Origin of the sequence: Gemmatimonas sp. (assembly GCF_027531815.1) — a bacterium.
Classification (GTDB): domain Bacteria; phylum Gemmatimonadota; class Gemmatimonadetes; order Gemmatimonadales; family Gemmatimonadaceae; genus Gemmatimonas.
This window is the reverse complement of sequence record NZ_JAPZSK010000010.1, coordinates 56314-81725: the sequence shown is the minus strand read 5'-3', so window position 1 is coordinate 81725 and position 25412 is coordinate 56314. Positions and strand designations below refer to the sequence as shown.

The 25412-nt window shown below is 66.2% G+C and carries 22 protein-coding genes and 1 pseudogene; 22 read left to right on the top strand and 1 reads right to left on the bottom strand.

The window, feature by feature from the left end; genetic code table 11:
* The first annotated feature begins 75 nt into the window (after positions 1-75).
* The 6 genes from mdh (at position 76) to O9271_RS12910 (ending at position 6025) form a co-directional block, all read left to right on the top strand.
* Positions 76-1005 carry a malate dehydrogenase gene (mdh, locus tag O9271_RS12935; RefSeq protein ID WP_298270390.1) on the top strand — a complete coding sequence of 310 codons (930 nt, stop codon included), beginning with the start codon at positions 76-78 and terminating at the stop codon, positions 1003-1005.
* 54 nt (positions 1006-1059) lie between these two features.
* Entirely contained in the window at positions 1060-1776 is a 717-nt protein-coding gene (locus O9271_RS12930; RefSeq protein ID WP_298270387.1) for a succinate dehydrogenase cytochrome b subunit, read from the top strand.
* Between the two features lies 1 nt (position 1777).
* Positions 1778-3691: a fumarate reductase/succinate dehydrogenase flavoprotein subunit gene (locus O9271_RS12925; protein WP_298270384.1), complete on the top strand. Its 1914-nt coding sequence runs from the start codon at positions 1778-1780 to the stop codon at positions 3689-3691.
* Positions 3691-4464, top strand: a complete 774-nt coding sequence (locus O9271_RS12920) for a succinate dehydrogenase/fumarate reductase iron-sulfur subunit (RefSeq protein ID WP_298270381.1) — start codon at positions 3691-3693, stop codon at positions 4462-4464. Before O9271_RS12925 ends, O9271_RS12920 begins: the two co-directional genes overlap by 1 nt.
* Before the next feature lie 110 nt (positions 4465-4574).
* The gene (locus O9271_RS12915) at positions 4575-5390 is read left to right on the top strand and encodes a c-type cytochrome (RefSeq protein ID WP_298270378.1); all 816 of its coding nucleotides are present in this window, start codon (positions 4575-4577) and stop codon (positions 5388-5390) included.
* Positions 5387-6025, top strand: a complete 639-nt coding sequence (locus O9271_RS12910; protein ID WP_298270374.1) for a twin-arginine translocation signal domain-containing protein — start codon at positions 5387-5389, stop codon at positions 6023-6025. Before O9271_RS12915 ends, O9271_RS12910 begins: the two co-directional genes overlap by 4 nt.
* Before the next feature lie 12 nt (positions 6026-6037).
* Here O9271_RS12910 and dcd read toward each other — a convergent pair whose 3' ends face one another.
* Positions 6038-6592 carry a dCTP deaminase gene (gene dcd, locus O9271_RS12905; protein ID WP_298270371.1) on the bottom strand — a complete coding sequence of 185 codons (555 nt, stop codon included), beginning with the start codon at positions 6590-6592 and terminating at the stop codon, positions 6038-6040.
* Positions 6593-6854: 262 nt separating this feature from the next.
* Here dcd and ndhC point away from each other — a divergent pair, with 262 nt between their 5' ends.
* From ndhC to O9271_RS12825, 16 genes and pseudogenes are all read left to right on the top strand, one after another.
* Complete coding sequence (gene ndhC / locus O9271_RS12900; RefSeq protein ID WP_298270368.1) at positions 6855-7259, top strand: NADH-quinone oxidoreductase subunit A; 405 nt, start codon at positions 6855-6857, stop codon at positions 7257-7259.
* Between the two features lie 56 nt (positions 7260-7315).
* The gene (locus tag O9271_RS12895; protein WP_343213913.1) at positions 7316-7876 is read left to right on the top strand and encodes an NADH-quinone oxidoreductase subunit B family protein; all 561 of its coding nucleotides are present in this window, start codon (positions 7316-7318) and stop codon (positions 7874-7876) included.
* Complete coding sequence (locus O9271_RS12890; protein WP_298270366.1) at positions 7873-8616, top strand: NADH-quinone oxidoreductase subunit C; 744 nt, start codon at positions 7873-7875, stop codon at positions 8614-8616. The genes O9271_RS12895 and O9271_RS12890 overlap by 4 nt, the downstream gene beginning before the upstream one ends.
* A 152-nt stretch (positions 8617-8768) precedes the next feature.
* Positions 8769-9923: an NADH dehydrogenase (quinone) subunit D gene (gene nuoD, locus O9271_RS12885; protein WP_343213912.1), complete on the top strand. Its 1155-nt coding sequence runs from the start codon at positions 8769-8771 to the stop codon at positions 9921-9923.
* Positions 9920-10471, top strand: a complete 552-nt coding sequence (locus O9271_RS12880; RefSeq protein ID WP_298270361.1) for an NAD(P)H-dependent oxidoreductase subunit E — start codon at positions 9920-9922, stop codon at positions 10469-10471. The genes nuoD and O9271_RS12880 overlap by 4 nt, the downstream gene beginning before the upstream one ends.
* Positions 10471-11799, top strand: coding sequence for an NADH-quinone oxidoreductase subunit NuoF (gene nuoF, locus O9271_RS12875; protein WP_298270359.1), 1329 nt, complete (start codon positions 10471-10473; stop codon positions 11797-11799). The genes O9271_RS12880 and nuoF overlap by 1 nt, the downstream gene beginning before the upstream one ends.
* Positions 11800-11806: 7 nt before the next feature.
* Positions 11807-13390, top strand: a complete 1584-nt coding sequence (locus O9271_RS12870; protein WP_298270357.1) for a 2Fe-2S iron-sulfur cluster-binding protein — start codon at positions 11807-11809, stop codon at positions 13388-13390.
* 77 nt (positions 13391-13467) lie between these two features.
* A pseudogene (gene nuoH / locus O9271_RS12865) lies at positions 13468-14475 on the top strand (NADH-quinone oxidoreductase subunit NuoH); the annotation flags it as partial.
* Between the two features lie 299 nt (positions 14476-14774).
* On the top strand, positions 14775-15272 hold the full coding sequence (locus O9271_RS12860; protein WP_291263337.1) for an NADH-quinone oxidoreductase subunit I: 498 nt from the start codon (positions 14775-14777) through the stop codon (positions 15270-15272).
* A complete protein-coding gene (locus O9271_RS12855) occupies positions 15269-15775 on the top strand; it encodes an NADH-quinone oxidoreductase subunit J (RefSeq protein WP_298270351.1) in 507 nt (168 codons plus the stop codon). Before O9271_RS12860 ends, O9271_RS12855 begins: the two co-directional genes overlap by 4 nt.
* Complete coding sequence (nuoK, locus tag O9271_RS12850; protein ID WP_298270349.1) at positions 15772-16065, top strand: NADH-quinone oxidoreductase subunit NuoK; 294 nt, start codon at positions 15772-15774, stop codon at positions 16063-16065. Before O9271_RS12855 ends, nuoK begins: the two co-directional genes overlap by 4 nt.
* Positions 16062-18089: an NADH-quinone oxidoreductase subunit L gene (nuoL, locus tag O9271_RS12845; RefSeq protein ID WP_298270346.1), complete on the top strand. Its 2028-nt coding sequence runs from the start codon at positions 16062-16064 to the stop codon at positions 18087-18089. The genes nuoK and nuoL overlap by 4 nt, the downstream gene beginning before the upstream one ends.
* 1 nt (position 18090) lies before the next feature.
* Positions 18091-19665, top strand: a complete 1575-nt coding sequence (locus O9271_RS12840; RefSeq protein WP_298270343.1) for an NADH-quinone oxidoreductase subunit M — start codon at positions 18091-18093, stop codon at positions 19663-19665.
* Positions 19662-21278 carry an NADH-quinone oxidoreductase subunit N gene (locus tag O9271_RS12835; RefSeq protein ID WP_298270340.1) on the top strand — a complete coding sequence of 539 codons (1617 nt, stop codon included), beginning with the start codon at positions 19662-19664 and terminating at the stop codon, positions 21276-21278. The genes O9271_RS12840 and O9271_RS12835 overlap by 4 nt, the downstream gene beginning before the upstream one ends.
* Positions 21279-21353: 75 nt before the next feature.
* Positions 21354-22733, top strand: coding sequence for a phosphomannomutase/phosphoglucomutase (locus tag O9271_RS12830; protein WP_298270338.1), 1380 nt, complete (start codon positions 21354-21356; stop codon positions 22731-22733).
* Positions 22734-22754: 21 nt separating this feature from the next.
* On the top strand, positions 22755-25352 hold the full coding sequence (locus O9271_RS12825) for a UPF0182 family protein (RefSeq protein WP_298270335.1): 2598 nt from the start codon (positions 22755-22757) through the stop codon (positions 25350-25352).
* The last annotated feature ends 60 nt before the right edge of the window (positions 25353-25412 follow it).

Below are 25412 nucleotides of genomic sequence, written 5' to 3'. Positions count from 1 at the left end.
ACTGGCGCTCGGCGATTCCCATCTCACAACGCAGCAGTTTTTCGCTTCGCAAGCCGTTCGGAGATCCGGCACAACATGGTCAACAAGATCACGGTCGTTGGTGCGGGCAACGTTGGCGCCACCACGGCGCAGCGCATTGCCGAGAAGTCGCTCGGGCGCACGGTGGTGATGGTCGACGTGGTCGAAGGCATTCCGCAAGGGAAGGGCCTCGACCAGTGGGAATCGGCCCCGGTCGAGGGCTTCGACACGCGCGTCATCGGCACGAACGGATACGAGGAGACGGCCGGCTCGGATATCGTCGTCATCACGGCCGGCATTGCGCGCAAGCCGGGGATGACGCGCGACGACCTGCTCAACACCAACGCCGGCATCGTCAAGTCGGTGGCGGAGCAGATCAAGGCGACCTCCCCCAATGCCATCATCATCGTCGTGTCGAATCCGCTCGACGTGATGTGCTACGTGGCCAAGCAGGTCACGGGATTCCCGCGTGAGCGCGTGATCGGCATGGCCGGCGTACTTGACACCGCGCGGTATCGCTCCTTCATCGCCGAAGCGCTCGACGTGTCGGTGCGCGACATCCAGGCGATGGTGCTCGGTGGACACGGCGACACCATGGTCCCACTCGTGTCGTACACGACCATCAGCGGCATTCCCATCCGCCAGCTCATGGGCGAGGAGCAGCTGCAGGGCATCGTGCAGCGCGCACGCGATGGCGGTGCCGAGATCGTGAAGTACCTCAAGACCGGGTCTGCCTACTACGCGCCGTCGTCGGGCGCCGTGGAGATGGTGGACGCCATCGTGCACGATCGCAAGCGCATCCTTCCGTGTGCGGCGTGGCTCGAGGGGGAGTACGGCATGTCCGGGCTTTTCCTGGGCGTGCCCTGCAAGCTTGGCAAGAACGGCCTCGAAAAGGTGCTCGAGATCGAGCTGACGGCCGACGAGCGCACCGCGCTCGAGAAGTCGGCGCAAGCCGTGCGCGAACCGATGTCGGTACTCTCCCTCTGATCCGGCGAAACCGGTGCACCCTGCGGTGCGCCGGTTTCTTCTTCCACCCCGCTTATGTACGCTCTCTCGCGATTCTGGCAGAGCACGATCGGCAAGAAGATCGTCATGGCGGTGACGGGGATCATCGGGATCCTGTTCGTCATCGGCCACATGTCCGGCAACTTCCTGATGTTCAAGGGGCAGGGCGCCATGCACGACTACGCGCTCCTGCTTCGGACGAGCATGCCCCTGTTGTGGGCCATTCGGCTCGGACTCCTGGCCGCCGTGGTGTTGCATGCCGTGGCCGCCTATCAGCTCACGATGATGTCCCGGGCCGCGCGTCCCGACGCGTATGCCGTGCGGCGCCCGCAGGTAACCACCCTGGCGGCGAAGACGATTCGCTGGGGGGGCGTGCTGCTGCTGGTGTTCATTGTCTTTCACATCCTGCACATGACGATCGGGTCGGTGCATCCGCAGTTCACCCATCTCGACCCGTACAACAACGTGCGGATCGGGCTGTCGAATCCCGCGGTCGCGGCGTTCTACATCCTCGCGATGGGCGCCCTCGGTCTACACCTCTATCACGGTGGCTGGGCCGTGGTGCGCACCCTCGGGGTGGCACGCCCATCGGCGCAACCGCTCAAGCGCACCCTGTCGCTGGTGATTGCGATCATCGTGGCGGGCGGCTTCATCGCCATTCCGGTGGCCTCGATGGCGGGGCTGTTCCCCGAAGCGCCGGCGCTGCAGGAACGCGCCGCGGAATCCACCACGGCCGCGGCGGAGACGCACTGACATGCTCGACCTGAATTCCAAGACACCAAGCGGTCCCCTCGAGCAGAAGTGGGACAAGCACCGCTTCGAAATGAAGCTGGTGAACCCCGCCAACAAGCGGAAGCACCACGTGATCGTGGTGGGGGCCGGTCTCGCCGGCGCCTCGGCGGCCGCCACCATGGCGGAGCTGGGCTACAACGTCTCCTGCTTCGTGTTCCACGACTCGCCGCGGCGTGCGCATTCCATCGCGGCGCAGGGGGGCATCAACGCCGCCAAGAATTACCAGAACGACGGTGACTCGGTCAAGCGCCTCTTCTACGACACGATCAAGGGCGGTGACTTCCGCGCCCGCGAGGCGAACGTCTATCGCCTGGCGCAGGTGTCGGTCAACATTATCGATCAGTGTGTGGCGCAGGGCGTGCCCTTCGCGCGTGAGTATGGCGGCCTGCTGGCCAACCGGTCGTTCGGCGGTGCACAGGTGTCGCGCACCTTCTACGCCCGCGGCCAGACCGGGCAGCAACTGCTGCTTGGCGCGTACCAGGCGCTGGAGCGGCAGACCGCGCTCAAGAAGGTGCAAATGCACACCTTCGAGGAGATGCTCGAGCTCGTGGTGGTGAACGGGTATGCGCGCGGCATCGTGACGCGCAACCTGCTCACCGGCAAGATCACGTCGCATGCGGCCGACGCGGTGGTGCTCGCCACGGGCGGCTACGGCAACGTGTTCTATCTGAGCACGAACGCCATGTACTCGAATGTCACCGCCACCTGGCGCGCCCACAAGAAGGGCGCGGCGTTCGCCAACCCGTGCTACACGCAGATCCACCCCACCTGCATTCCGGTGAGCGGGGATCATCAGTCGAAGCTCACGCTCATGTCGGAGTCGCTCCGCAACGACGGGCGCATCTGGGTGCCGCTCAAGCGCGGCGACCAGCGGGCGCCGTCGCAGATTCCCGATGCGGAGCGCGACTACTTCCTGGAGCGCAAGTACCCGAGCTTCGGCAACCTCGCCCCGCGAGACATTGCCTCGCGAGCCGCCAAGGAGGCGTGCGACGACGGGCGCGGCGTGGGTCCGGGCGGCCTCGGGGTGTACCTCGACTTTGCCGACAGCATCAAGCGGCTGGGCAAGCCCACCATCGCCGAGCGCTACGGCAACCTGTTCGACATGTACCAGCGCATCACGGATGAGAATCCGTACGAACAGCCCATGCGCATCTACCCGGCCGTGCACTACACCATGGGCGGCCTCTGGGTGGACTACAACCTCATGAGTACGATTCCCGGGCTGCACGTGGCCGGCGAGGCGAACTTCTCCGACCATGGCGCCAATCGCCTCGGCGCCTCGGCGCTCATGCAGGGGCTGGCCGACGGCTACTTCGTGTTGCCGTACACGATTGGCGACTATCTGGCGAGCACCAAGCTGGAGAGGGTGGACACGTCGCACGCCGAGTTCCGCGCGGCGGAGCAGGCGGTACGCGACCGCCAGGGCACGTTCCTGAGCATCAAGGGCAAGCGCACCGTCGACTCCTTCCACAAGGAGCTCGGCAAGATCATGTGGGACTACTGCGGCATGGCGCGCGACCGTGAGGGGCTCACGAAGGCCATCGGGCTCATCCAGACGCTCAAGCAGGAGTACTGGCAGAACGTGAACGTGCCGGGCAGCGGCGACTCACTCAATCAGTCGCTGGAGAAGGCGGGGCGCGTGGCAGATTTCATCGAGCTGGGCGAGCTCATGTGCCGCGATGCGCTGAACCGCGAAGAGTCGTGCGGCGGGCACTTCCGCACGGAGTACCAGGAAGAGGGCGAGGCCAAGCGCAACGACGATGAGTACGCCTACGTTGCCGCCTGGGAGTACGCCGGCGAGGGGAAGGACCCGATCCTCAACAAGGAACCGCTGGAGTACGAGAACGTGAAGCTTTCCACGCGGAGCTACAAGTAATGAAGATCACGCTCAACGTGTGGCGCCAGCCGGCGTCGCAGGCTCCGGGCAAGCTGGAGACGTACGATCTCGACGGCGTGAGTGCCGACATGTCGTTCCTCGAGATGTTCGACATGCTCAACGAGAAGCTCACCCTCGAAGGAAAGGAACCCGTGGCCTTCGCGCACGACTGCCGCGAGGGGATCTGCGGCTCGTGCGCCATGATGATCAACGGGCAGGCGCATGGTCCCTGGAAGGGCACGGCCACCTGCCAGTTGCACATGCGGGCGTTCAAGGACGGGGACATTATCACCGTCGAGCCGTGGCGTGCGTCGCCGTTTCCCATCGTGAAGGATCTCGTGGTGAACCGAGGGGCGTTCGATCGCATCATCCAGGCGGGCGGCTACGTGTCGGTGAACACCGGCGGCGCCCGGGATGCCAATGAGATTCTCATTGGCAAGGACGTGCTGGAAGAGTCGATGGATGCGGCCGCGTGCATCGGCTGCGGCGCCTGCGTCGCCGCCTGTCCCAATGCGTCGGCCTCGCTGTTCACCGGCGCGAAGATCACGCACCTCGGGCTCTTGCCGCAGGGACAGCCGGAGCGTGACAAGCGCGCGCTGGCCATGGTGGAGCAGATGGATCTCGAGGGCTTCGGTCATTGCACCCTGGCCGGCGAGTGTCAGGAGGCGTGTCCCAAGGAGATCAGCATCGACGTGATCAAGCGCATGAACCGCGACTACCTGCTGGCCACCGCCAAGCGTCAGGAACCGCGGGCGACGGTCGGGTCGGGCTGACGGATCAGGCGCCGGCCTCTGCCATCACGACGGGCGGGACTCCTTCGAGTTCCGCCCGTCGTGCGTCCGGGGCCCCTGCGGCGTGGCGCGTTGTACCGCATATTGGCGACATGCGACGATTCCTCCGGTGGGTATGGTTGGCCGTGATTTGCCCGGTGGCGCTTGGCGCGCAGCCACGCTCCGGCGATCCGGTGCGTGGACTGGCGCTGCTCTCGGCGTTTCGCGACTCGCTCCCGGCCTACAGCGGAAATGGGCTGCGCTGCGTGAGCTGCCATCTGGAGAACGGCACGCGCGGGCGGGCGATGCCGTGGACGGCGACGCTGTCGCGCTACCCGCGCTATCGCAGCCGTCCCGGATATGAGGAAACGATCGAGCGGCGCATCAACGAGTGCATTGCGCGCAGCCTCGCCGGAAAGATGCTGCACGAGGACTCCCGCGAGATGCGCGACATGGTGGCGTACATCGCCACGCTCAACGGGCGGCCTCGCCACGACCGGGTGGACACCGTGAAGCTTGCCGGCAGCGTGACACGTGGCCGGCAAGGGTACGCCGCCAGCTGCGCCCGGTGCCACGGGGGCGAAGGGCAGGGGATGCCCGCTCTCAATGCACCGGCCGTATGGGGGCGCGGCAGCTACTCCATTGGCGCCGGTATGGCGCGCCAGTTCACGCTGGCCACCTTTCTCAAGCACAACATGCCGTTCGACGGCGTCGACACGTTGAGTGCGCAGCGAGCGGCGGACATTGCGGCCTTCGTGCTCAGCAAGGCCCGTCAGGATCACCCCGGCAAAGAGCGCGACTGGCCGCGTGGCGATCCTCCCGCCGATGTCGCCTATGCCACCACTGCCGCCCGTCGCGCCGGCAAGCCCCTGCCTCCTCCGCGCCCGTTGCTCACGCGGCGCGTTTCCCCAGACTCGCTCCCCCGATGATGGCCAACACTCCCCGCCGTGATTTCCTCGGCCGTCTGGCCGCTTTCGGAGCGACGATTGGTGTGCTCCCCAGCCAGGCGCTCAACGCCGCGCCGGCACCCGCCGCTGACGAGGCGAGCGCGGCCACCGTGGAAGATCCGTGGATGAAGCGGGTGGCGGGCACCCAGCGGGTCGTATTTCACTCGCACATGCCCACCGATGGGCTCGCGCTGCGCTGGGCACAGACATTTCTCGACACGCAGAAGACCGTGTACGGGATCCGCGAGCAGGATTGCACCGTCATGGTCGGGCTCAACGGTCGCTCCATTGGCTGGTTCTTCAACGATGCGATGTGGGCCAAGTATCCGAGCGTCGGCGAGGTCATGGGTATGCCCGGGACCCGGAACCCGATGACCGAATCCGTCGCCATTCTTGCCCGCCGCAACGTCCTCCTGCTGGCGTGCGGCAACTCCATTCGCGCGTCGGGGGGGCGGTTTCTCCCCCCCGAGCAGCGCACCGATCGGGAACGCACGACCATGTTCGCCGAAGAGGCGCGGAAGAGCCTGCTCCCCGGCGTGGAAGTGGTGCCGGCGATGATCGTGACGCTGCAGCAGGCGCAAGACCGCGGTCTGCGCTACGTCTACGCCGGCGGCTGAGGGCGGCGGAGCCTAAATGCGGGGCAGGGTCACGCCGTGCTGGCCCTGGTACTTCCCCCGCTTGTCGCCATAGCTGACCTCCGGCTCTTCGTCCCCGGTGAAGAACACCACCTGTGCGATTCCCTCGTTCGAGTAGATCTTCGCGGGCAGCGGCGTGGTGTTGGAGATCTCGAGCGTCACGTAGCCTTCCCACTCGGGTTCGAAGGGCGTGACGTTGGTGATGATGCCGCACCGCGCATAGGTGCTCTTGCCCACGGTGAGCGTGAGCACGTTGCGCGGAATGCGGAAGTACTCCACGCTTCGCGCCAGCGCGAAGGAGTTGGGTGGCACGATGCAGACATCGCCTTCGAACTCGACGAAGCTCTTCGGGTCGAACTGCTTGGGATCGACGATCGAGCTGAGCACATTCGTGAAGATCCGGTATTCCGACGCCACACGCATGTCGTAGCCATACGAGCTGACGCCGTACGACACGACCCCCTGGCGAACCTGGCGGTCTTCAAACGGTTCGATCATGCCGTGCTCGCGCGCCATGCGCGTGATCCAGCGGTCTGAGCAGAGCCCCATGTGATGAGCAAGCGGAAGGTGGACTCGCATTAGGACCAGGTGGTCCATATGCCCTCGCGCGCGACGCGTCGAGAATATGCGGAAGGTACTCGCACCCGGCTGACCCTGCCAAACGGCCTTCGCCGGTTACTTGCAGCAAAAAGCATTACGCACGCTGTTGAGGGATTCTGGTCCCCTTGGTACTGTTCTCGCACATGGTTTGTGAATTCTTTCACGAAGTCCACTCCCCCTTCGTGATCTGTCGGATCCTTGCTGCACCGCGATGCTACGCACCTATCTGCCGGTCCTGCTGCTTCTTGGCTTCGTGATCCTCAACGCGGTGCTGATCCTTGGCATCGCACACCTCACGACGAAGGCCCAGCCCACCGCGGTCAAGTCCCAGCCGTACGAGTCCGGCATCAATCCGCTGGGCGATGCCCGCGATCGATTCTCAGTGAAGTTCTACCTGGTCGCGATGCTGTTCATCGTCTTCGACATCGAGACGGTGTTCATGATCCCGTGGGGCGTGCACTACCGCCAGCTGTCGTGCTCGGTGCCCCTCGTGGCGAAGAGCTGCCCCGCCGGTCAGCTGTCGTTCTTCGGCCTGGGTGAGATGCTGGTGTTCGTGCTCATTCTTGTGGTCGGCTTCATCTACGTCTGGAAGAAGGGAGCGCTCACGTGGGACTGACCCCCGCCACCGACTCGCGCCTCGTACAGGTTGATCCCGGCTCGCAGGACGGCTGGGTGACCACGCGCCTCGATTTTCTGGTGAACTGGGCGCGTGCCGGTTCGCTGTGGCCCATGCCCTTCGGCACCGCCTGCTGCGCCATCGAATTCATGTCCACGGCGGCCAGTCGCTTCGATCTGGCGCGCTTCGGGATGGAGCGGCTGAGCTACTCTCCGCGACAGGCCGACGTGCTGCTCTGTGCCGGCCGCGTGCCGCTCAAGCTGGCGCCGGTGTTGCGCCGCATCTACCAACAGATGCCGCAGCCCAAGTGGGTCATCTCCATGGGCGCATGCGCCTCAACGGGCGGCATGTTCGACAATTACGCCGTGGTGCAGGGGATCGACACCATCATCCCGGTCGATGTGTACGTCCCCGGATGCCCACCGCGTCCGGAGGCGCTCATGCACGGTATCATCATGCTGCAGAAGAAGGTCATGCGCGAGCGCCTCAACGATGCCGGGCGTCACGTCGAGATCGAGCCCGACCCGACCAGCCAGCTGTACATCCCGCCCTCGCGCATCGACGAATTGTCGGAGCCGTTCGGCAACTCAGTGCACCAGACCCGCTCGGCGCCATGACCACACCGGTCCCAGTCCCGCAGTCGCCATCGGTGGTGCCGCAGGTCATGGCCGCCGTGGCGGCCGACGAAAACGGCGCGCCCATCACGCCCGTCAACGTGCCGCGTACCGGGGCGCCGGCCAACCCCACGGCCGCCGTGCTCGCGGCGCGTTTCGGTGCCGACGTGCTGCGCGCCGAGGTCATTTGGGGAGAAACGACCGTGTTCGTCACGCGTGATCGCGTGCACGACATCGTGCGCTTCCTGCACGACGAGCCGTCTGAGCGCTACGACTATCTCGTGGACGTCACGGCGGTGGAGTATCGCGATGGCGGGCGCCCGCTCGAGGTGGTGTGGCACCTGCGCGCACTCGGACACCGTCGCTTCCTGCGACTCAAGGTGGAGTTGCCCAAGCGCGGCCCGCTCTGGGTGCCGAGTGTCATCGACATCTACAGTGGGGCGGATTGGCTCGAGCGGGAGTGCTTTGACATGTTCGGCATTCGCTTCGAGGGGCATCCCGACCTGCGGCGTCTGCTCATGTGGGAGCAGTACAAGGAAGGCCATCCGCTGCGGAAAGATTTCCCGTTGCGCGGTCGATTCTCGCGTGCCGAACAGCTCAAGCAGGCGCTCGCCGCCGACCCGGAGGCGCGCTATTCCATGGAGGAGTTGAGCATTGCCGACGCCTTCGAATCGTTGCCGGCCGATATGAAGCAACGGATCGCCGAGCGGGCTGCGCTGGGTGACCCCGAGGAATCGGCATGAGCGCGCGTCGCACCATCGAGGTGGCGTTGGGCACAAGTGGGCTCGACGCTCAGGGACAGCCCCTGCGGGCACCGCTGGTAAACCGGGGCGGCAGTGCTGTGGCCCTTGAGCGGTTGCCGGGCCGTGAGGAGCCTGAGCTCGAGGCCGATCACATGCTGATCAACATTGGTCCGCAGCACCCGGCAACACACGGGGTGCTGCGCCTCGTGCTGGAGCTCGATGGCGAAACCGTGGTGCGGTGCATCCCGCACATCGGCTATCTGCACTGCGGCTTCGAGAAGATCGGGGAGTACCGCCAGTACAACCAGATCATTCCGTGGACCGACCGCGAGGATTATCTCAACTCCCCCGGCAACAACGTGGCGTTCGCGCTCGGCGCCGAGCGCCTGTTCGGCGTGGGCATGACCGAGCGCACCAAGGTGCTGCGCGTCATCCTCATGGAGCTCTCGCGCATCATTTCGCATCTGGTGTGGCTTGGCACCACGTCGGTGGATATCGGGGCATTCACGCCGTTCCTGTGGCTGTATCAGGAGCGCGAGAACGTGTACAACCTGCTCGAAGGGTGGGTCGGAGCACGTCTCACGGTCACCACCACGCGTGTCGGGGGCATGGCCGCCGACCTCCCTGATGGATGGCTGGATGGCCTGCGCGCCTTCCTCAAGGGGTTTCCAAAGACCCTCGAGGAATCGGTGCGCATGCTGGAGACGAACGCCATCTGGGCCGGGCGCACGGTGGGGCTGGGGGCCATGAACGCGCAGGAAGCGGTGAACGCCGGGCTGTCGGGCCCCATGCTGCGGGCGTCCGGCGTGGCGTACGACGTGCGCAAGGACTTCCCGTACCTTGACTACGAGACCTACGACTTCGACGTGCCGGTGGGCACGGCGGGCGATGTGTACGATCGCTTCCTGGTGCGTGTCGAGGAGATGCGCCAGAGTGTGCGCATTCTCGAGCAGGCGATTCGACGGCTGCCCGACGGTCCGGTCAACATCGACGACCCGCGTCTCATTCTGCCGCCAAAGCACAAGGCCACCAGCGAGATGGAAAGCATGATCCATCACTTCAAGCTGGTCATGGAGGGCCCCCGTCCGCCGGCCGGCGAATGCTATGTGCCGGTCGAAAGTCCCAAGGGGGAGAAGGGGTACTACTTCGTGAGCGACGGCAGTTCCAAGCCGGTACGGTGGCGCATCCGCCCCCCCTCGTTCGTGAACCTGTCGGCGATTCCGAAGATGGTGGAGGGGCATCTGCTCTCCGACGTGATCGCCATCAACGCCAGCATCGACATCGTGATGGGAGAGATCGACCGGTGAGTCACGGCCCTTCTGCCAGCGGCGGCGCGCTCGTGGCCGCCCCACCGCATGGCCACCATCATGATGAACCGCACGAACCCGTGTTCGTGGGGGCGGCGCGAACCGAGCTCGACACCATTCTCTCCCGTTATCCCACCAAGCAGGCGGCGCTGCTTCCGGCGCTGTGGATGTTGCAGGATGCTCGCGGCTGGGTGAGCGAAAAGGGGATCGAGGAGGTGGCGCAGGTCCTCTCACTCACGCCGGCCTACATCAAGGGCGTGGTGAGCTTTTACACCATGTACCACCAGCACCCGGTAGGGCGCCACTTCGTGCAAGTGTGCACCACCACCCCCTGCAACGTGTGCGGTGCCGAAGATGTGGTGCGCAGCTTTCTCGAACACACCGGCTGCGGTGAGCTGGGCCTTACCAGTGCCGACGGCCGGTTCACCGTGATCGAAGTCGAGTGCCTCGGCGCCTGTGGCTTCGCCACGCCGGTGATGATCAATAACGCGTTCATCGAGTCGGTGACACCGGAGTCGGTGCCGCGGATTCTGTCGGAGCTGACGTAATGGGGTACCCGCATCCTTCGCACCCGCGCGAAACACCGGTGCTTTCGAAGTACTTTGGCGACGCCGAGGCGCGCACGCTGGCGGGATGGCGCGCTCGCGGAGGCTACGAGGCGCTGCAGAAGGCCGTCACTATGGAGCCGCAGGAGATCCAGGGTATCGTGAAGGACTCGGGGCTGCGTGGCCGCGGTGGCGCGGGCTTTCCCACGGGCATGAAGTGGTCGTTCATGAAGCCCGACGGGAAGACCCACTATCTCTGCTGCAACGCCGACGAGTCGGAGCCTGGCACGTTCAAGGATCGCGAGATCATGCGCTGGACACCGCATGGTCTCGTGGAGGGCGTCGCGCTCGGCGCGTACACCATTTACGCCGAGACCGCCTACATCTACATCCGTGGCGAGTTCACCGAGCCGTACGCGCGGGTGACGCAGGCGGTGGCCGAGGCGTACGCGGCGGGCATTCTCGGGGCCAACGCCATGGGGTCGGGAAAGCGCATCGACGTGCACGTGCACCGCGGTGCGGGCGCTTACATCTGCGGTGAAGAAACCGCATTGATGAACTCGCTGGAAGGACGGCGCGGTAACCCGCGCATCAAGCCGCCCTTTCCCGCCGTAGCGGGGCTATTCGGCAAGCCCACCACGATCAACAACGTGGAGACGCTCACCGCGGTCCCGTACATCGTGAAGAACGGGGCCGAGTGGTACAAGCAGTTCGGCCGTCCGGACAATCCCAAGAGCATCGGCACCAAGCTGTTCTCGGTCTGCGGCAACATCACGCGGCCGGGCAATTACGAGGTTGCGCTGGGCTTTCCCTTCGGCGAGTTCCTCAACGACCTGTGCGGTGGTCCGCTTCCCGGTCGGGAGATCAAGGCGGTCATTCCCGGCGGATCGTCGGTGCCCATTCTCACGCGTGAGGAAGCCGAGGGCGCCATCATGGATTATGAGGGCATGGTCGCTGCGGGGACCATGCTAGGGTCCGGCGGTGTCATCGTCTTCGATGATCGTCAGTGCATGGTGCGACAGATCGCACGGCTGACGCGTTTCTATGCCCACGAGAGCTGCGCGCAGTGCTCGCAGTGTCGGGAAGGGACGGCATGGATCACCCGCATCATGGAGCGTATCCGCGACGGGCAGGGAACCAGCGAAGATCTCGACACGCTGCTGTCGATCGCCGACAACATGAGCGGGAAGACGATTTGCGTGCTGAGCGATTCGTGTGCCACGCCGGTGGTGTCGGGACTCAAGAAGTTCCGTCACGAGTTCGAGGCCAAGATCGCCGCGAACCCGTCGCGGGTCACCGTCCCCGGGGCGCTCCGCGCCTCGGCCGCGTGAGGGCATCATGGCTGACGTGAAGATGGTGAACCTCACGATCGAAGGGCGGCCGGTCACGGTACCCGACGGGATGTCCATTCTGGAGGCGGCGAAGACGGCGGGCGTACTCATTCCGCACTACTGCTACCATCCCGGCCTTCCGGTGGCGGGCGTGTGCCGCATGTGCCTGGTGGAGGTGGAGAAGTTCCCCAAGCTGGCTCCGGCGTGCGCCACTACGGTCATGGAAGGGCAGGTGGTGCACGTGCACTCGCCCAAGGCGCTGGAAGCGCGCAAGGGCGTGCTCGAGTTCCTTCTCATCAATCACCCGCTCGATTGTCCCATCTGCGACCAGGCGGGCGAGTGTGAATTGCAGGACTACACGTTCGCCGAAGGGCGTGCGGACTCGCGATATCGCGAGCCCAAGCGCTTCAATCCCGTGGAAGACTTCGGCGGCGACGTGCTGTACGTGGCCAATCGGTGCATCCTGTGCACGCGCTGTGTGCGCTTCATGGACGATGTGGCGCACGAACCCGTGCTGAATGTCTCCGAGCGCGGCGACCGCGCGTTCATCGGCAAGGCCGAGGGACACGATCTCACGAACGTGTGGGCGGGGAACGTGGTCGACCTGTGCCCGGTGGGCGCGCTGCTCAGCAAGGATTTCCTCAACAAGGCGCGCGCCTGGGAGCTCGACCGCGCGGCAACCGTCTGCACCGGATGCAGCCAGGGGTGCAACGCCGTGGCCGAGACGCGCGATAATGTGCCGGTGCGCCTGCGGCCGCGTCCCAACGACGCCGTGAATCAGTACTACATGTGCGAGGTGGGACGGCAGACCTACCGCGAGTTCGCGCGCCGCGACCGTGCCGATCAGCCACTGGTGCGCACGGCGGGTGCCCTCAGCGTGGTGGAATGGGACGAGGCCATCGCCGCGGCCGTGCGTGTGCTCGCGGGACACCGCGTCGTGGTCGTCGCGTCCCCGAATGCGTCCAACGAGGCGCTGTTCCTGCTCGACCGACTGGTGGCCGGGCAGGACCACGACAAGCGCTTCCGGGTGGAGAAGGGGATCGCGGTGCCGTTGCCTGGCGCCACCGACCTCGCCCTGCGCGAAGAGCGCGCCGCCAATGCCACCGGTGCGCGCCTCCTGGGGTTCACGGAACACGACGCGCTGCTCGCCGACGTGCGGGCCGATGACGCGCTGCTGATCCTTGGGGATGATCTCACCGGCGTGGACGGCGCGGCGCTTCCCTCCGCCGGGCCCATCGTGTATCTCGGCACCACCATACCGGCGGTGATCGCGCAACGTGCCACGGTGGTCCTGCCGATTGCCAACACGCTGGAGGAAGAAGGCACCTTTACCAACCTGCGTGGCCGCGTGCAGCGGTATCTGCAGGCGCGATCGGCGCCCGGGGTGGCGCGTCCCGCCTGGTACGTGCTTGCCGATCTGGTAGCCGCCGCGGGCGGCTCAGGCGCGTTCTTCATCCCGGACGAGGTGTTCACGGCACTCGCGGCGTCGCTGCCGGCTTTTGCGGGGCTCGACTACACCGCGCTCGGCCTGCGCGGACTGCCGGTCACTGACGGGCAGGCCGCGGGCGTGAGCGCTGAGGTGTCCGCATGAGCGGAGCGTCCGTGCTCGCGGCCCTCGATCTTGCCGCGCTGTTCCCGCGTGCCAATCCGCAGGTGGCACCGGACGCGATCGGAACGTTCGTCGCGGCGAGTGTGATCAAGATTCTGCTCTTCTTCGGGGTGTATCTCGTCACCGTGGCGCTCCTCACGCTCCTGGAGCGCAAGCTAGCGGCGTGGTTTCAGGATCGCCGCGGGCCGAACCGGACCGGGCCCGGTGGCATCCTTCAGCCGGTGGCGGACGGGATCAAGAACTTCATGAAGGAAGAGACAAACCCGGAGTTTGCCGACCGGTGGCTCTTCATCATTGCGCCGGCACTCGCCTTCATCCCGGCCATGATGACGTGGGCCGTGCTCCCCTTCGCGGCACCGCTGCCCACCCCGTGGGGGCTGGTCGACATGGCCATCGCGCCGCTCCCGGTGGGTTTTCTCTTCACGCTGGCCATCTCGTCGCTCGGTGTGTACGGCATCGTGCTCGCGGGCTGGTCGTCGAACAACAAGTACGCGCTGCTCGGTGGGTTGCGTTCGAGCGCCCAGATGGTGTCGTACGAAATTGCGATGGGGATGTCCACCATTCCGGTCCTGCTGTTGGCCGGCAATGTGTCGCTGGGTGCCATCGTGCAGCAGCAGTCGAGTATGGGGTGGAATGTCCTGTCGCTCACGATCGCCTGGTTCACCTTTCTGGTGGCGGCCTTTGCCGAGACCAATCGGTTACCGTTCGACCTGCCGGAAGCGGAGTCGGAGCTGGTGGCCGGGTATCACACCGAGTACAGCGGCATGAAGTTCTCCATGTTCTTCATCGCCGAGTACGCCAACATGCTCACGGTGAGCGGGCTCACAGCGGTGCTGTTCTTCGGTGGCTGGGATATCCCGTTCACGCAATGGGACAACAGCGGGCCGTACTCGGTGGTAAAGACGCTCGCCACGCTGGCCATGATGCTCGGCAAGGTGGGGTTCTTCATCTTTGTGTTCATGTGGGTGCGCTGGACGCTGCCGCGCTTCCGTTATGACCAGCTGATGAGTCTTGGTTGGAGCGTCATGCTGCCGCTCGCGCTGGCGTACATCGTTATCATCGCCACGGCCACGTTGGCGCTGGACATGGTCGGGGTGAGCCGGGGTCCGCTCTTCTCGCTGGCACTGCTGGCGCTGAACGCCGTACTGATCGCCGTGCTGCTGGCGTGGCTCGATCGCGGAAAGCTCATCAGTCCCGCCAGCGCCCGCGTGGGCCCCACCGATCTCGAACGCCTGCGTGCGCGCGGACTCGACCTGTCGCGCCGTCAGCTGGCCGCCCAGCGTCGCGTCGAACGTAGTCCCAACGATGACGTCCCGGTGCTCGCGGCGAGTGCCGCCCCGGGCATCCTTGCCGAGGGAGGACACTGATGGCCATCGGTGTGAAGGTCATGAATCGGCCGCTTGAGCAGGTGAGCTACGTGCGCGCCACGCTCAAGGGCATGGCGACGACGCTGAAGCACCTCGTCGATCCGCACAAGGTCACGATGGAGTACCCGGAGACCAAGTGGGATCTCTCCCCGCGGTGGCGGGGCACGCACCGCATGCTCACCACCGAGGACGGGAAGGCCAAGTGCGTGGCGTGCGGTCTTTGCCCGACGGTGTGCCCCGCCAACTGCATCAAGCTCACCCCGGGGGAAGACGAGCAGGGCAACCGCTACCCGCTCGTGTTCGAAATCGACGAGTTCCGGTGCATCTTCTGTGGTTACTGTCAGGAAGTGTGCCCGGAGGAGGCGATCCACCTGGGCCGCCACTACGAGAACGCCGAGTACGACCGCGCCGCGTTCGTGTACGATCTGGAACGGCTCATGGCGCAGACGCACCCCGTGAGCGAGCTCTGGGACCCTGCCGACCCGAAGGGCGAATGACCGGGTTCTTCGAGTTCCAGTTCTATCTCTTCGCGCTGCTGGCCGTCGTGTCGGCGCTGCTCTTCGTGACGCGCAAGAATGCGGTTCCGGCGGCGCTGTGGCTCGTGAACGTGATGTTCGCGCTCGCGGGGCTGTACGTGATGCTGGATGCACCGTTCGTGGGGGCCATCCAGGTACTGGTGTACGCCGGGGCCATCATGGTGGTGTTCGTCTTCGTGGTCATGCTCCTCAATCTCGGTCGGCATGAGATCTCCGACCTGCGCTCACTCGGCGCGCGGTTGGGGGCCGGCTTCATGGGACTCGCGCTGCTGGCCAATCTGCTGGTGGCCCAGCGCCACCGACTGCCGCGCGTTGCGCCGGCGCCCATGTCGGACAACGTGGTTGAACCGGTCGCCGCGGCGCTCTTCACCGACTACCTGGTGGCCTTCGAGCTCACGAGCATCGTGCTGCTCGTGGCGGTGGTTGGCGCGGTGCTCCTGGCCAAGAAGCGAGCCTCGGCATGATCACCGAAGCGCTCATCGTATCCGCCATTCTCTTCGTGATCGGCGTGGTCGGCGTGCTGACCCGGCGCAATGCGATCATCCTGTTCATGTGCGCCGAGCTCATGCTCAACGCCGTGAACCTCAGCTTCGTGGCGTTCGCCAAGCTCCATAACATCACCGGGCAGGTGTTCGTGATCATGGTCATGTCCGTCGCTGCGGCGGAAGCCGCCATCGGGCTGGCCATCATCATCGCGATCTTCCGGCACTTCGGCACGGTGGACCTTTCGAAAATCCGGAGCCTCCGCGGATGATTGCTGCCCTGTTGCCGCTCCTCATTCTGCTGCCGGTGCTCGGGTTCCTCGTGAACGGCGCGATTGCCCTCACCCGGCGGCCGACCACCGGCGCCTCCGAGTCATCCACGGCCCGGCACCCGCTCGTAACCATCGTTGGTCCCGGCGTCGTCATCGCTGCGTTCGCGCTGGCCGTTGCGCTGTTCATGCGCGTGCGGGTGGGGTTGCCAGCCCCCGCGGTGCTGTCGCTGGGTCAGTGGATGCCGGTCGGCAATCTCGTGGTCGACTGGACGCTGCAGCTGGACCAGCTCTCGATGCTGATGGTGCTCGTCATCACCGGTGTGGGGTCGCTCATCCATGTGTTTTCGATTGGCTACATGCGCGATGACGCCAGCTACGCCCGGTACTTCGCGTATCTCAATCTGTTCGTGGCGTTCATGCTGGTGCTGGTGCTGGGGGGCAGCTACCCGGTGATGTTCGTTGGTTGGGAGGGGGTGGGCCTTGCCTCCTACCTGCTCATCGGCTTCTGGTTCAGCGACAAGGCCAACGCCGATGCCGGCAAGAAGGCGTTCGTGGTCAACCGGGTTGGTGACTTCGGCTTCCTCGTCGCGATGTTCCTCATCTGGACGACGACCCAGAAGCTCGACTTCGTGGGCGCTCACGCCACGCTCGGGGCGATGGGTGGCACCCCGGTGGTCCTGGCCATCGCGCTGTTCCTGTTCGTCGGCTGTGCCGGCAAGAGCGCGCAGCTGCCGCTCTACATCTGGCTGCCGGACGCCATGGCCGGCCCCACGCCGGTCTCGGCGCTCATCCATGCCGCCACCATGGTCACGGCAGGGGTGTACCTCGTGGCGCGCGCGGCCCCCATCTTTGCGGGTGCACCCGAGGCCTCTCTCCTGGTGAGCACCATCGGCGCCCTCACGGCGCTGTTCGCCGCCACGATTGCCCTGCGGCAGTGGGACATCAAGAAGGTGCTGGCGTATTCGACGGTCTCCCAGCTCGGGTACATGTTCGTGGGCGTCGGCGCCGGCGCGTACACGGCGGGTGTCTTCCATCTGGTCACCCACGCCTTCTTCAAGGCGCTCCTGTTTCTCGGAGCCGGTTCGGTGATTCACGCCATGCATCACGCCTATCACCAGACCCACCGTCACGACGACCCGCAGGACATGCGCAACATGGGCGGGCTGGCGAGGTTCATGCCAGCCACGGCGACGGCCATGACGCTGGCGACGCTGGCAATTGCCGGCATCCCACCACTTGCAGGCTTCTTCTCGAAGGACGAGATCCTCGCTGCCGTGTTCAGCCGCGCTCATGGCTCGCCGTTGGCATCAGCCACGTTGCTCGGCATCCCCGGCAGTATGGTGCTGTACACCGTGTACGGCGTGGGCATACTCACGGCGCTGCTCACGGCGATCTACATGACCCGCATGCTGCTCTTCACCTTCTACGGTAGCAACCGCACAGGTGAGGCCGAGCAGGGGGCGTTGCACGAGGCCCCCGCGGTCATGACGGCGCCTGTCCTGGTCCTCGCGTTGCTGACCGTGGCGGGGGGATGGCTGAACTTGCCGGCGCTCATCCCCATGGGCCCGGTGGGGGTACTCGAGAAGTGGCTGGAGCCGGTGACCGGCGCCAGTTCCCGGGCGTTGTCGGGGGCGGGACATCTCGACCACGCCACCGAGCTGGTGCTGGTGGGGGTGGCCATTGGGGTCGCGTTGCTGGGCATGGCCACTGCCGCGGTGCGCTATCGCCAACCCGGTGCGGAGCAGTCGGCCGCCACCAAGGACACCAGCCTGCTCGCCCGCGCCTACGGCGTGGATGCGTTGGTGGACGCGCTGATCGTGCGTCCCGTTCAGGCCTTCGCACGTGTGGTGCTGGACCGGGGCATCGATCGGACCGTAGACCGGGGCTTCAGCGCTGGCGGCTCGCTGTTGAGTCGCACGGCCTCCCTGATGGGAACCCGCCTGCAGGACGGGGATATGGGCAAATACGCCTGGATGCTCGCCGCCGGTGCGCTGGCGCTCATCGCCGCCCTGACGCTGACCTGATATGCGCGACGTGATACTCTCCATGAATGTCGATCGGTGGATCCTGCCGGCCATGTTGCTGTGGCCGCTCGTCGCCGCCCTGCTGGTGCGTCTTTGGGGGCGCGATGTCGATGCCGATGCGACCGGTAGCGCCGCCCCGGCAGGTGGCCCGGATGCCCGTGTGCTGACGCTCGCGGCCATGGTGGTGGAGGCGCTGCTCGCCCTGCTGCTCTGGCTGTCGTTCGACCCCGCGCAGCGGGGCTGGCAGGCCGGGGTGGAACTGCCCTGGCTGACAGACCTTGGCGCCACGATCAGCCTCGGAGTGGATGGGCTGTCGTTGCCCATGGTCGTGCTCACGGCGTGTGTGGTGCCGCTGGCGCTGCTGGGGTCGTGGGACAACGTGCGCGTGCGTACGCCGGCGTTCGGTGCATTGGCGCTGCTGCTGCTGTGTGGCCTGATTGGCGTATTCGTCACGCGCGATCTGCTGCTCTTCTATCTGGCGTGGGAGCTGATGCTCATCCCCACCTATCTGCTGGTCGGGGTGTGGGGACGCGAGGGGACCTCGCGGGCCAGCTTGCGCTACGTGCTCTTCACGTTGGTCGGCTCGCTGCTCATGCTGGTCGCCATCATTGCGCTGTGGAATCTGGGTGGCGGTACCACGCTCGACGTCGATGCCCTGCGCGCCGTGGCGCTGTCGCCGCGCGCGCAGCTGTTCCTCTTTGCCGCCTTCTTCTCGGCGTTTGCCGTGAAGTCGGCGCTGGTGCCCTTCCACACCTGGCTTCCCGATGCGCAAAGCGCCGCCCCGACCTTCGCGGCCGTCACGCTCGGGCTCAAGGTGGGCGCCTACGGCATCCTGCGCTTCGCGATTCCGCTGTTTCCTGCGGCGGCCACGCACGAACTGGTGCGTGGCACGATTCTCGTGCTGTCGGTCATCGCCGTCGTGTACGGCGCCCTGCTGGCCATGACGCAGCGCGACCTCAAGCGCGTGAACTCGTACAGCTCCATCAGTCATCTCGGCTTTATCATGCTGGGGAGCTTCGCCCTGACGCAGCAAAGCGTGCAGGGAGCGGTGATGAGCATCGTTGCCAGCGGCATCAGCACGAGCGCCCTGTTCCTGCTTGCCGGCATGCTGGAGGATCGCACCGGCACCACCGACCTTGCCGCGTTCGGCGGCATCGCGCGGGTGGTACCCTGGTTCTCGGTCATGCTGACACTGGTGATGCTGTCCACGGTCGCGCTTCCGGGGACCAACGGGTTCGTGGGGGAGTTCCTCGTGCTGCTCGGTAGCTATGCCGAGTTCCCCGCTTTGGCGGTTGTCGCTACCACCGGCGTGATCTTCGCCGCGGCGTACGGGTTGCGCGCCCTCCAGTTGCTGCTCTTTGGCGCGATGGACGCCCCCCGACAGGCCCACGTGGCCGACCTGAGCCCGCGTGAGAAGTTCGTGATGGGGGTCTTCGCCGTGGCGATCATCTACCTCGGCCTCGTACCCGGTGCGGTTCTGCGTCGTAGCGACCGCCCGTCGCGCGATCTGGTGGAAATCGTGCGCTTCGGCCCCAACGCGCCGGCGGCGCTTCCTCCCGTGTCACTGAACCGATGAGTGAGTACATGTCAGGTGGCGCGCTGCTGCGCGCCCTCGCCCCGGAACTGCTGCTCACGAGCGGCGCACTCGCGATGCTGGTGGGCACCGTATGGTCGCCGCAGTCGCAACGCGCCGGTGCAGCCGAGGGAGCAGAGCGGACGTCCACCATGTCACGGTTTGCGGTGGTGCTCTGCCTTCTGGTCGGGCTGGTCGTCGTCATTGCCTGGGGCGACGGCGCGACCGGCACGGCCGATCAGCGATTGGCGGGTGACGGCTTCCGTTGGGCGATCGACCTGGTGATTCTTCTGGGCACGGGGATGTCGCTGATGCTGATTGATGCCGAACAGCACCGCAGCGGTGCATTCAGCCCGGAAGTACCCGTGCTGGTGCTGTTCGCGGCCGTGGGCATGATGATTCTTGCGGCGGCACGAGACCTCATGTTCGTGTTTCTGGGCGTCGAGCTGATGTCGCTTGCCGTGTATGTTCTGGCCGGCGTCAACCGCCGGAGCGGACGTGGCGCCGAGGCGGCCGTGAAGTACTTCCTGCTTGGTGCCGTAAGCACGGGGTTCCTGCTGTACGGCATCGCACTCCTGTACGGGGCAACCGGCAGCACACGACTGGTGGACATCGGGCAGTGGGTGTCCGCGCATCCGCCCCTCTCCCCCTTGTTCATCGTGGGGGCCGCCTTGCTGCTCGTGGGCCTCGCCTTCAAGGTGGCCGCAGCCCCGTTTCACTTGTGGACGCCCGACGTCTACGATGGCGCCCCGCTGCCGATCACGGCGTTCATGTCGGCTACGGTCAAGACCGCGGCGTTTGCCGTCTTTGCCCGCGTCATGGTCGAGGCGCTCGGGCGTGCCTCGGCCCAATGGCACACCGGCCTGTGGTGGCTCGCCGTGGCGACGATGGTCGTGGGCAACGTGTTCGCGCTTTCGCAGCGCAATCTCGTGCGCATGCTCGCCTATTCGAGCATCGCGCATGCCGGCTATCTGCTCGTGACCCTCGTGGTGGGCGGAGCGGCCGCCACGACGGCGCTGGTGTTCTACATGGTGTCCTACACGCTGGCCACGATGGGTACGTTCGGCGTGCTGATCGCGGTGAATGCCGGTCGTGATGTGGCGCCCACCATCGACGACATCGCAGGTCTCTGGCTTGTGCGCCCGTGGTTGGCCAGCGCCATGGCGGTGTTCCTTCTGGCGTTTCTCGGCATGCCGCTGGTGGGAGGCATGGGGTTCTTCGCCAAGTGGTATGTCCTGCAGGCCGCTCTGCAGGCCAACGCCCCCCAGACCATTCTGGCGGTTGTGCTGGTGCTGACCAGCGCGGTCTCGGCGGCGTACTACCTCAATGTGGTGGGTGCCATGTTCATGCGTCCGCGCACCGAGGGACAGCCGACACCGCAGTTGCTCCCCATGGGCCAGTCGCTCGTGGCATTTGCAGCCGCGGTGCTGCTGGTGTTGGGAGTGTATCCGACGCCCGTCGTCCGCATGGCCAAGCGTGCGCTCACCAGTCCCATCACCCGCAGCGCCCCCATCGAGCCGGCCCCGCGCGGTCCACGTCTGCAGGCGGCCGTCCTCACGGTCCCGTCGACGGACGCGGGTGTGGCGATGTCACGTCAGCCAACGACGCCCCGATGATGGGGCCGACCCCGCCCGCGATCGGTGCGTGATAGCTTACTTCCTCCCCTTGGCGACCCCTCCGCACGGTCTGGCATGAGCATCAATCGAGCGATCTTCCGGCAGTATGACGTCCGCGGTGTGGTGGGGACCGATCTTACCGAGGAGGTCGCGTACGGAATCGGACGCGGGTACGCCTCCCTGCTGGCCGAGCGGGGGATTGTCGGGGCAGTGGCAGTGGGACGGGACAACCGGCCGAGCGGGACGGCGCTGCGCGACGCGCTCGTGCGAGGGCTGACGGAAAGCGGCGTGGATGTCGTGGATATCGGCATCGTGCCGACGCCGCTCCTCTATTGGGCGCTGCACCACGAGGCTGTGGGGGGGGGCATCCAGATCACCGGATCGCACAATCCGCCCGAGTACAACGGCTTCAAGATGTGCCTCGGTACGGCGTCGCTGCACGGTGCCGACATTCAGGCGCTCTACGCGCGCATCGTGGCGGGGCACTTCCCAAGCGGGCAGGGGGCAGTACGTCACGCGGCAGTCATTGATCGCTACGTGCACGACATCGCCACGCGGGTGGGGCCCATCGCTCGTGCCGATGGGAGCCGGCTGCGCGTGGTGTACGACTGCGGGAACGGCGCGGCCGCCCTCGTGGCTCCCCAGCTCTTCGACGCGTTGGGCGTCGACGCCATCGGGCTCTTCACGGAAAGCGATGGCACCTTCCCGAATCACCACCCTGATCCCACCGTCCCCGAGAATCTTGCCGACTGCATTGCCGCCGTGCGGGCCCACGGGGCGGAGCTGGGCGTCGCGTTCGATGGCGATGCCGATCGAATCGGCGTGGTCGATGCCCACGGCCGCATCATCTGGGGCGACCATCTGCTCATCCTCTACGCGCGTGACGTGCTGGCGCGCACCGGACGTGGTCAGCCCATCATCTTCGACGTGAAGTGCTCGCAGGCACTCACCGACGGGATCGAAGCGGCTGGCGGCACGCCTGTGATGTGGAAGACCGGCCATTCGCTCATCAAGGAGAAAATGAGGAGCCTCCACGCGCCGCTCGCCGGCGAGATGTCGGGGCACATGTTCTTCTCGGAGGGGTTTTACGGCCATGACGATGCGCTGTACGCCGCGGCGCGGCTCCTGCGCATCGTGGCCGACAGCGGCAAGCGTATCGACGAGCTGCTGGCCGACGTGCCACTGTTCGTATCGACACCGGAGATCCGCATTGACACGGATGACGAGACGAAGTTCGCCATCATGGCGAAGGCCGTGCCGCACTTTGCCGCCCGGTACGATGTCATCGATGTCGATGGCGTGCGGGTGCTCTTCGGCGATGGCTGGGGGCTGCTGCGCGCCTCCAATACTCAACCGGTGATCGTTGCACGGTACGAAGCACGCACCGAGCAGCGTCTGCACGAGATCCGCACCATCATGGAGACATGGGTGCGCGAACAGGGTGTAACGCTCTGACCTCCGTCCGCGCACACTGACGTGGGCACCCGGAGCTGGCTCCTCCTCCTGGTGGCCGTGGCTGCCGTGGTGCTCCTCGTGGGGCGCACCGCGACGGCGTTGTTCGTGGATCACGCGTGGTACGACGCCATGGGCGTGCCCGCCCTGTTCTGGGAACGGGTCCTCGACACGATGCTGCTGCAGGGCGGCGCATGGATCGTCGGCTCCCTCTTCGCATTTGCCAATCTGCACGCGGTTCGGCGCACCATTCTCGCCGTGGCGGTCCCGTCGCGCGTGGCCAACATCGAGCTCACGGCCATGGTGCCGGGACGGCGGTTGCTGTCTGCCACGATCATTCTCGCCCTGCTGGTGGGGGGCGTGCTGGCCGTCCCGCTCACCAACTGGGAAACCCTCGCCCTCGCGCGGCACGGCATCCCGTTCGGTGAAATCGAAGGCATCTTCGATCGCGACCTTGGCCACTACGTGTATTGGTTGCCCTTCGAGGAGACGATGTACCTCTGGGCCTTGGTCAGTGTCGTAGCGCTGACGGCCATGGTTTTGGTCCTCTACGCCCTCACCCGTTCGCTCCGGCTCGAGGGTCGACGCATCGCGGCGAGTACCCATGTCCGGCGGCACCTGAGCGTGCTGGGGGCACTGGTGCTGCTGCTGCTGGCCTGGAGTTATCGACTCGATGCGTTCGACCTGCTGCGTGCGGGCAGCGGTCCCGACGGGCTGTTCCTACGAGTCGATCATCGGGTCACCCTGAGGATGGATGCGGTGCTGGCATACGGCGCGGCAATGGCCGCCCTGATCGTCCTGCGTACGGGCTGGGCCGGACAGCTGCGGGCCGCCTTCATCACCCTTACCCTAATCCTGGTTGCAGCCGTCGGGCTGCGGCATGTCGTCCCCGCTGTGGCAGCGCGGGGGGATACGATGGGTGACCGGGCACGCCGCGATGCCGACTACGTGGCAGCACGTGCGCTGTTCAGCCGGCGCGCCTTCGACGCCGATGCGGTGCGCCCGCTTCCGCGTGTCAGCGCGGATCGTGCTGATGGCGCCGCCATGCTCCCCCTGCCCATACCGACCGCCACACTTGGTACCCGGGCCAGTCTCTGGGACGCCGTGACGCTCGCCGAGGGGCTGCACCCGGGGGGTGCTGCGCCGGTCTCCTCCAATCGAGGCGATGACCGGGCGACGACCGGGAGTGAGCCACGGCCCGCAGCGACTGACGCGTCGGGGTACATGGCGGTGGCTGCCCCTGGCTGGTTCCTGCTCGACGGTCGCGTGACCGCGCTGCGCGTCGAGCGCCCGGTGTCGGGGGCCGGCGCGTGGCGGCTGTCGCTGGTGGATGCCTCGCGGGCTAGGCTGACCGACAGTCTCGTGCCGTTGCCGGGATTGAGTACCGATGGAAGTTACGGCGGAAATGCGCCACTGGTGGCTCCGGGTGCCAGCGGTGCCCGCCTGCTGGATGGTGCCACGGCGGCCGATGTGCCGGGCGCGCTGCTCGATACGCCGTTGGCGCGTCTGGCGCATGCCTGGGCGTTGCGCGATCTCTCGTTGCTCGGCGCCGATTCCACGGCGGGCACCCCATTGCTCGTGAGCTATCGCGACGTCCGTGAACGGGTGCGACGCATTGCGCCGGTGTTCGAGCAAAGCACCACGGTGCATGCAATCCGCGACGGGAACCGGCTGTATTGGGTGCTGCATCTGTACAGCGCGTCGGCCCGGTACCCCCTGAGTCAGCGGTGGCAGGTGGGCGACGGGGTGTATTCCTACTTCAAGTTGGCCGCTACCGCCATCGTGGATGCCGGTACCGGACGTGTGCGGCTCATGCCGGCGGAGAAGCCCGACGCGCTGGCACGCACGTGGATGACGCGACTCCCCGGACTTTTTTCGCGGCGTACCGAACTGCCGGCCTCGCTCGCCGTACAGCTGCCACCGCCAACGGATGGGGCGGAGTTGCAGGTGCGCACCTTCGCACGCTTCGGTTCCCGTCTCGAGGGACCGGTCCTTCGTCACCTGCCGGACAGCGCCTTCATCAATGGCCCCGCCGCACCGGTCATGCTGGAGCAGGAGGGCGGAGTCGTGGCGTCATGGAGTGTGCCTCTGCTCGACGCCCGGGAAGCGGTGGCTGGCGTGGTGACCGTGACGGGCGGGGCAGTGCCGGCGACCTATTGGTCGACGTCCCCACGTGCGGTGCTCTGGCCGGCGACCCTGGCGCGCATGGCGGCGGCTGTGGACAGCGTGCGTGCGCGCTCCCGCGCCGATTCTGCCGGGCCGGTCTCGAAGCCCCTGCTGTCGCGACCGGAAGCCATGGTCACCTCGCGTGGGGTGCTCTACGTGCAGGCGGCGCAGGGCGCGCGCAGCGACGGGCGATTGTCGATGGGCGAATCGGTGGTGAGCGACGGGGAGCAGATCGGTGTGGGGCCCACCCTCGCCGATGCGCTGGCCTCGCTCGGGGAGACGGTCGAACGGCCGCGCTCTGGAGGGCGCGCCGATGCCGGCGCTGCCACGCCGGATGCGGGCGCCCCGTCGCGATGGTACGACACCATGCGACAAGCCATGAAACAAGGTGATTGGAGTGCCTTCGGGGCGGCGTTCGACAGCCTCGGACGCGCGTTGGGCAGACCGCCGCAGTGATTGCGGCCGGACGCACCGCCGGCGGTTCACGGCGGTGGATCCGTCAGGACACACCGGTGG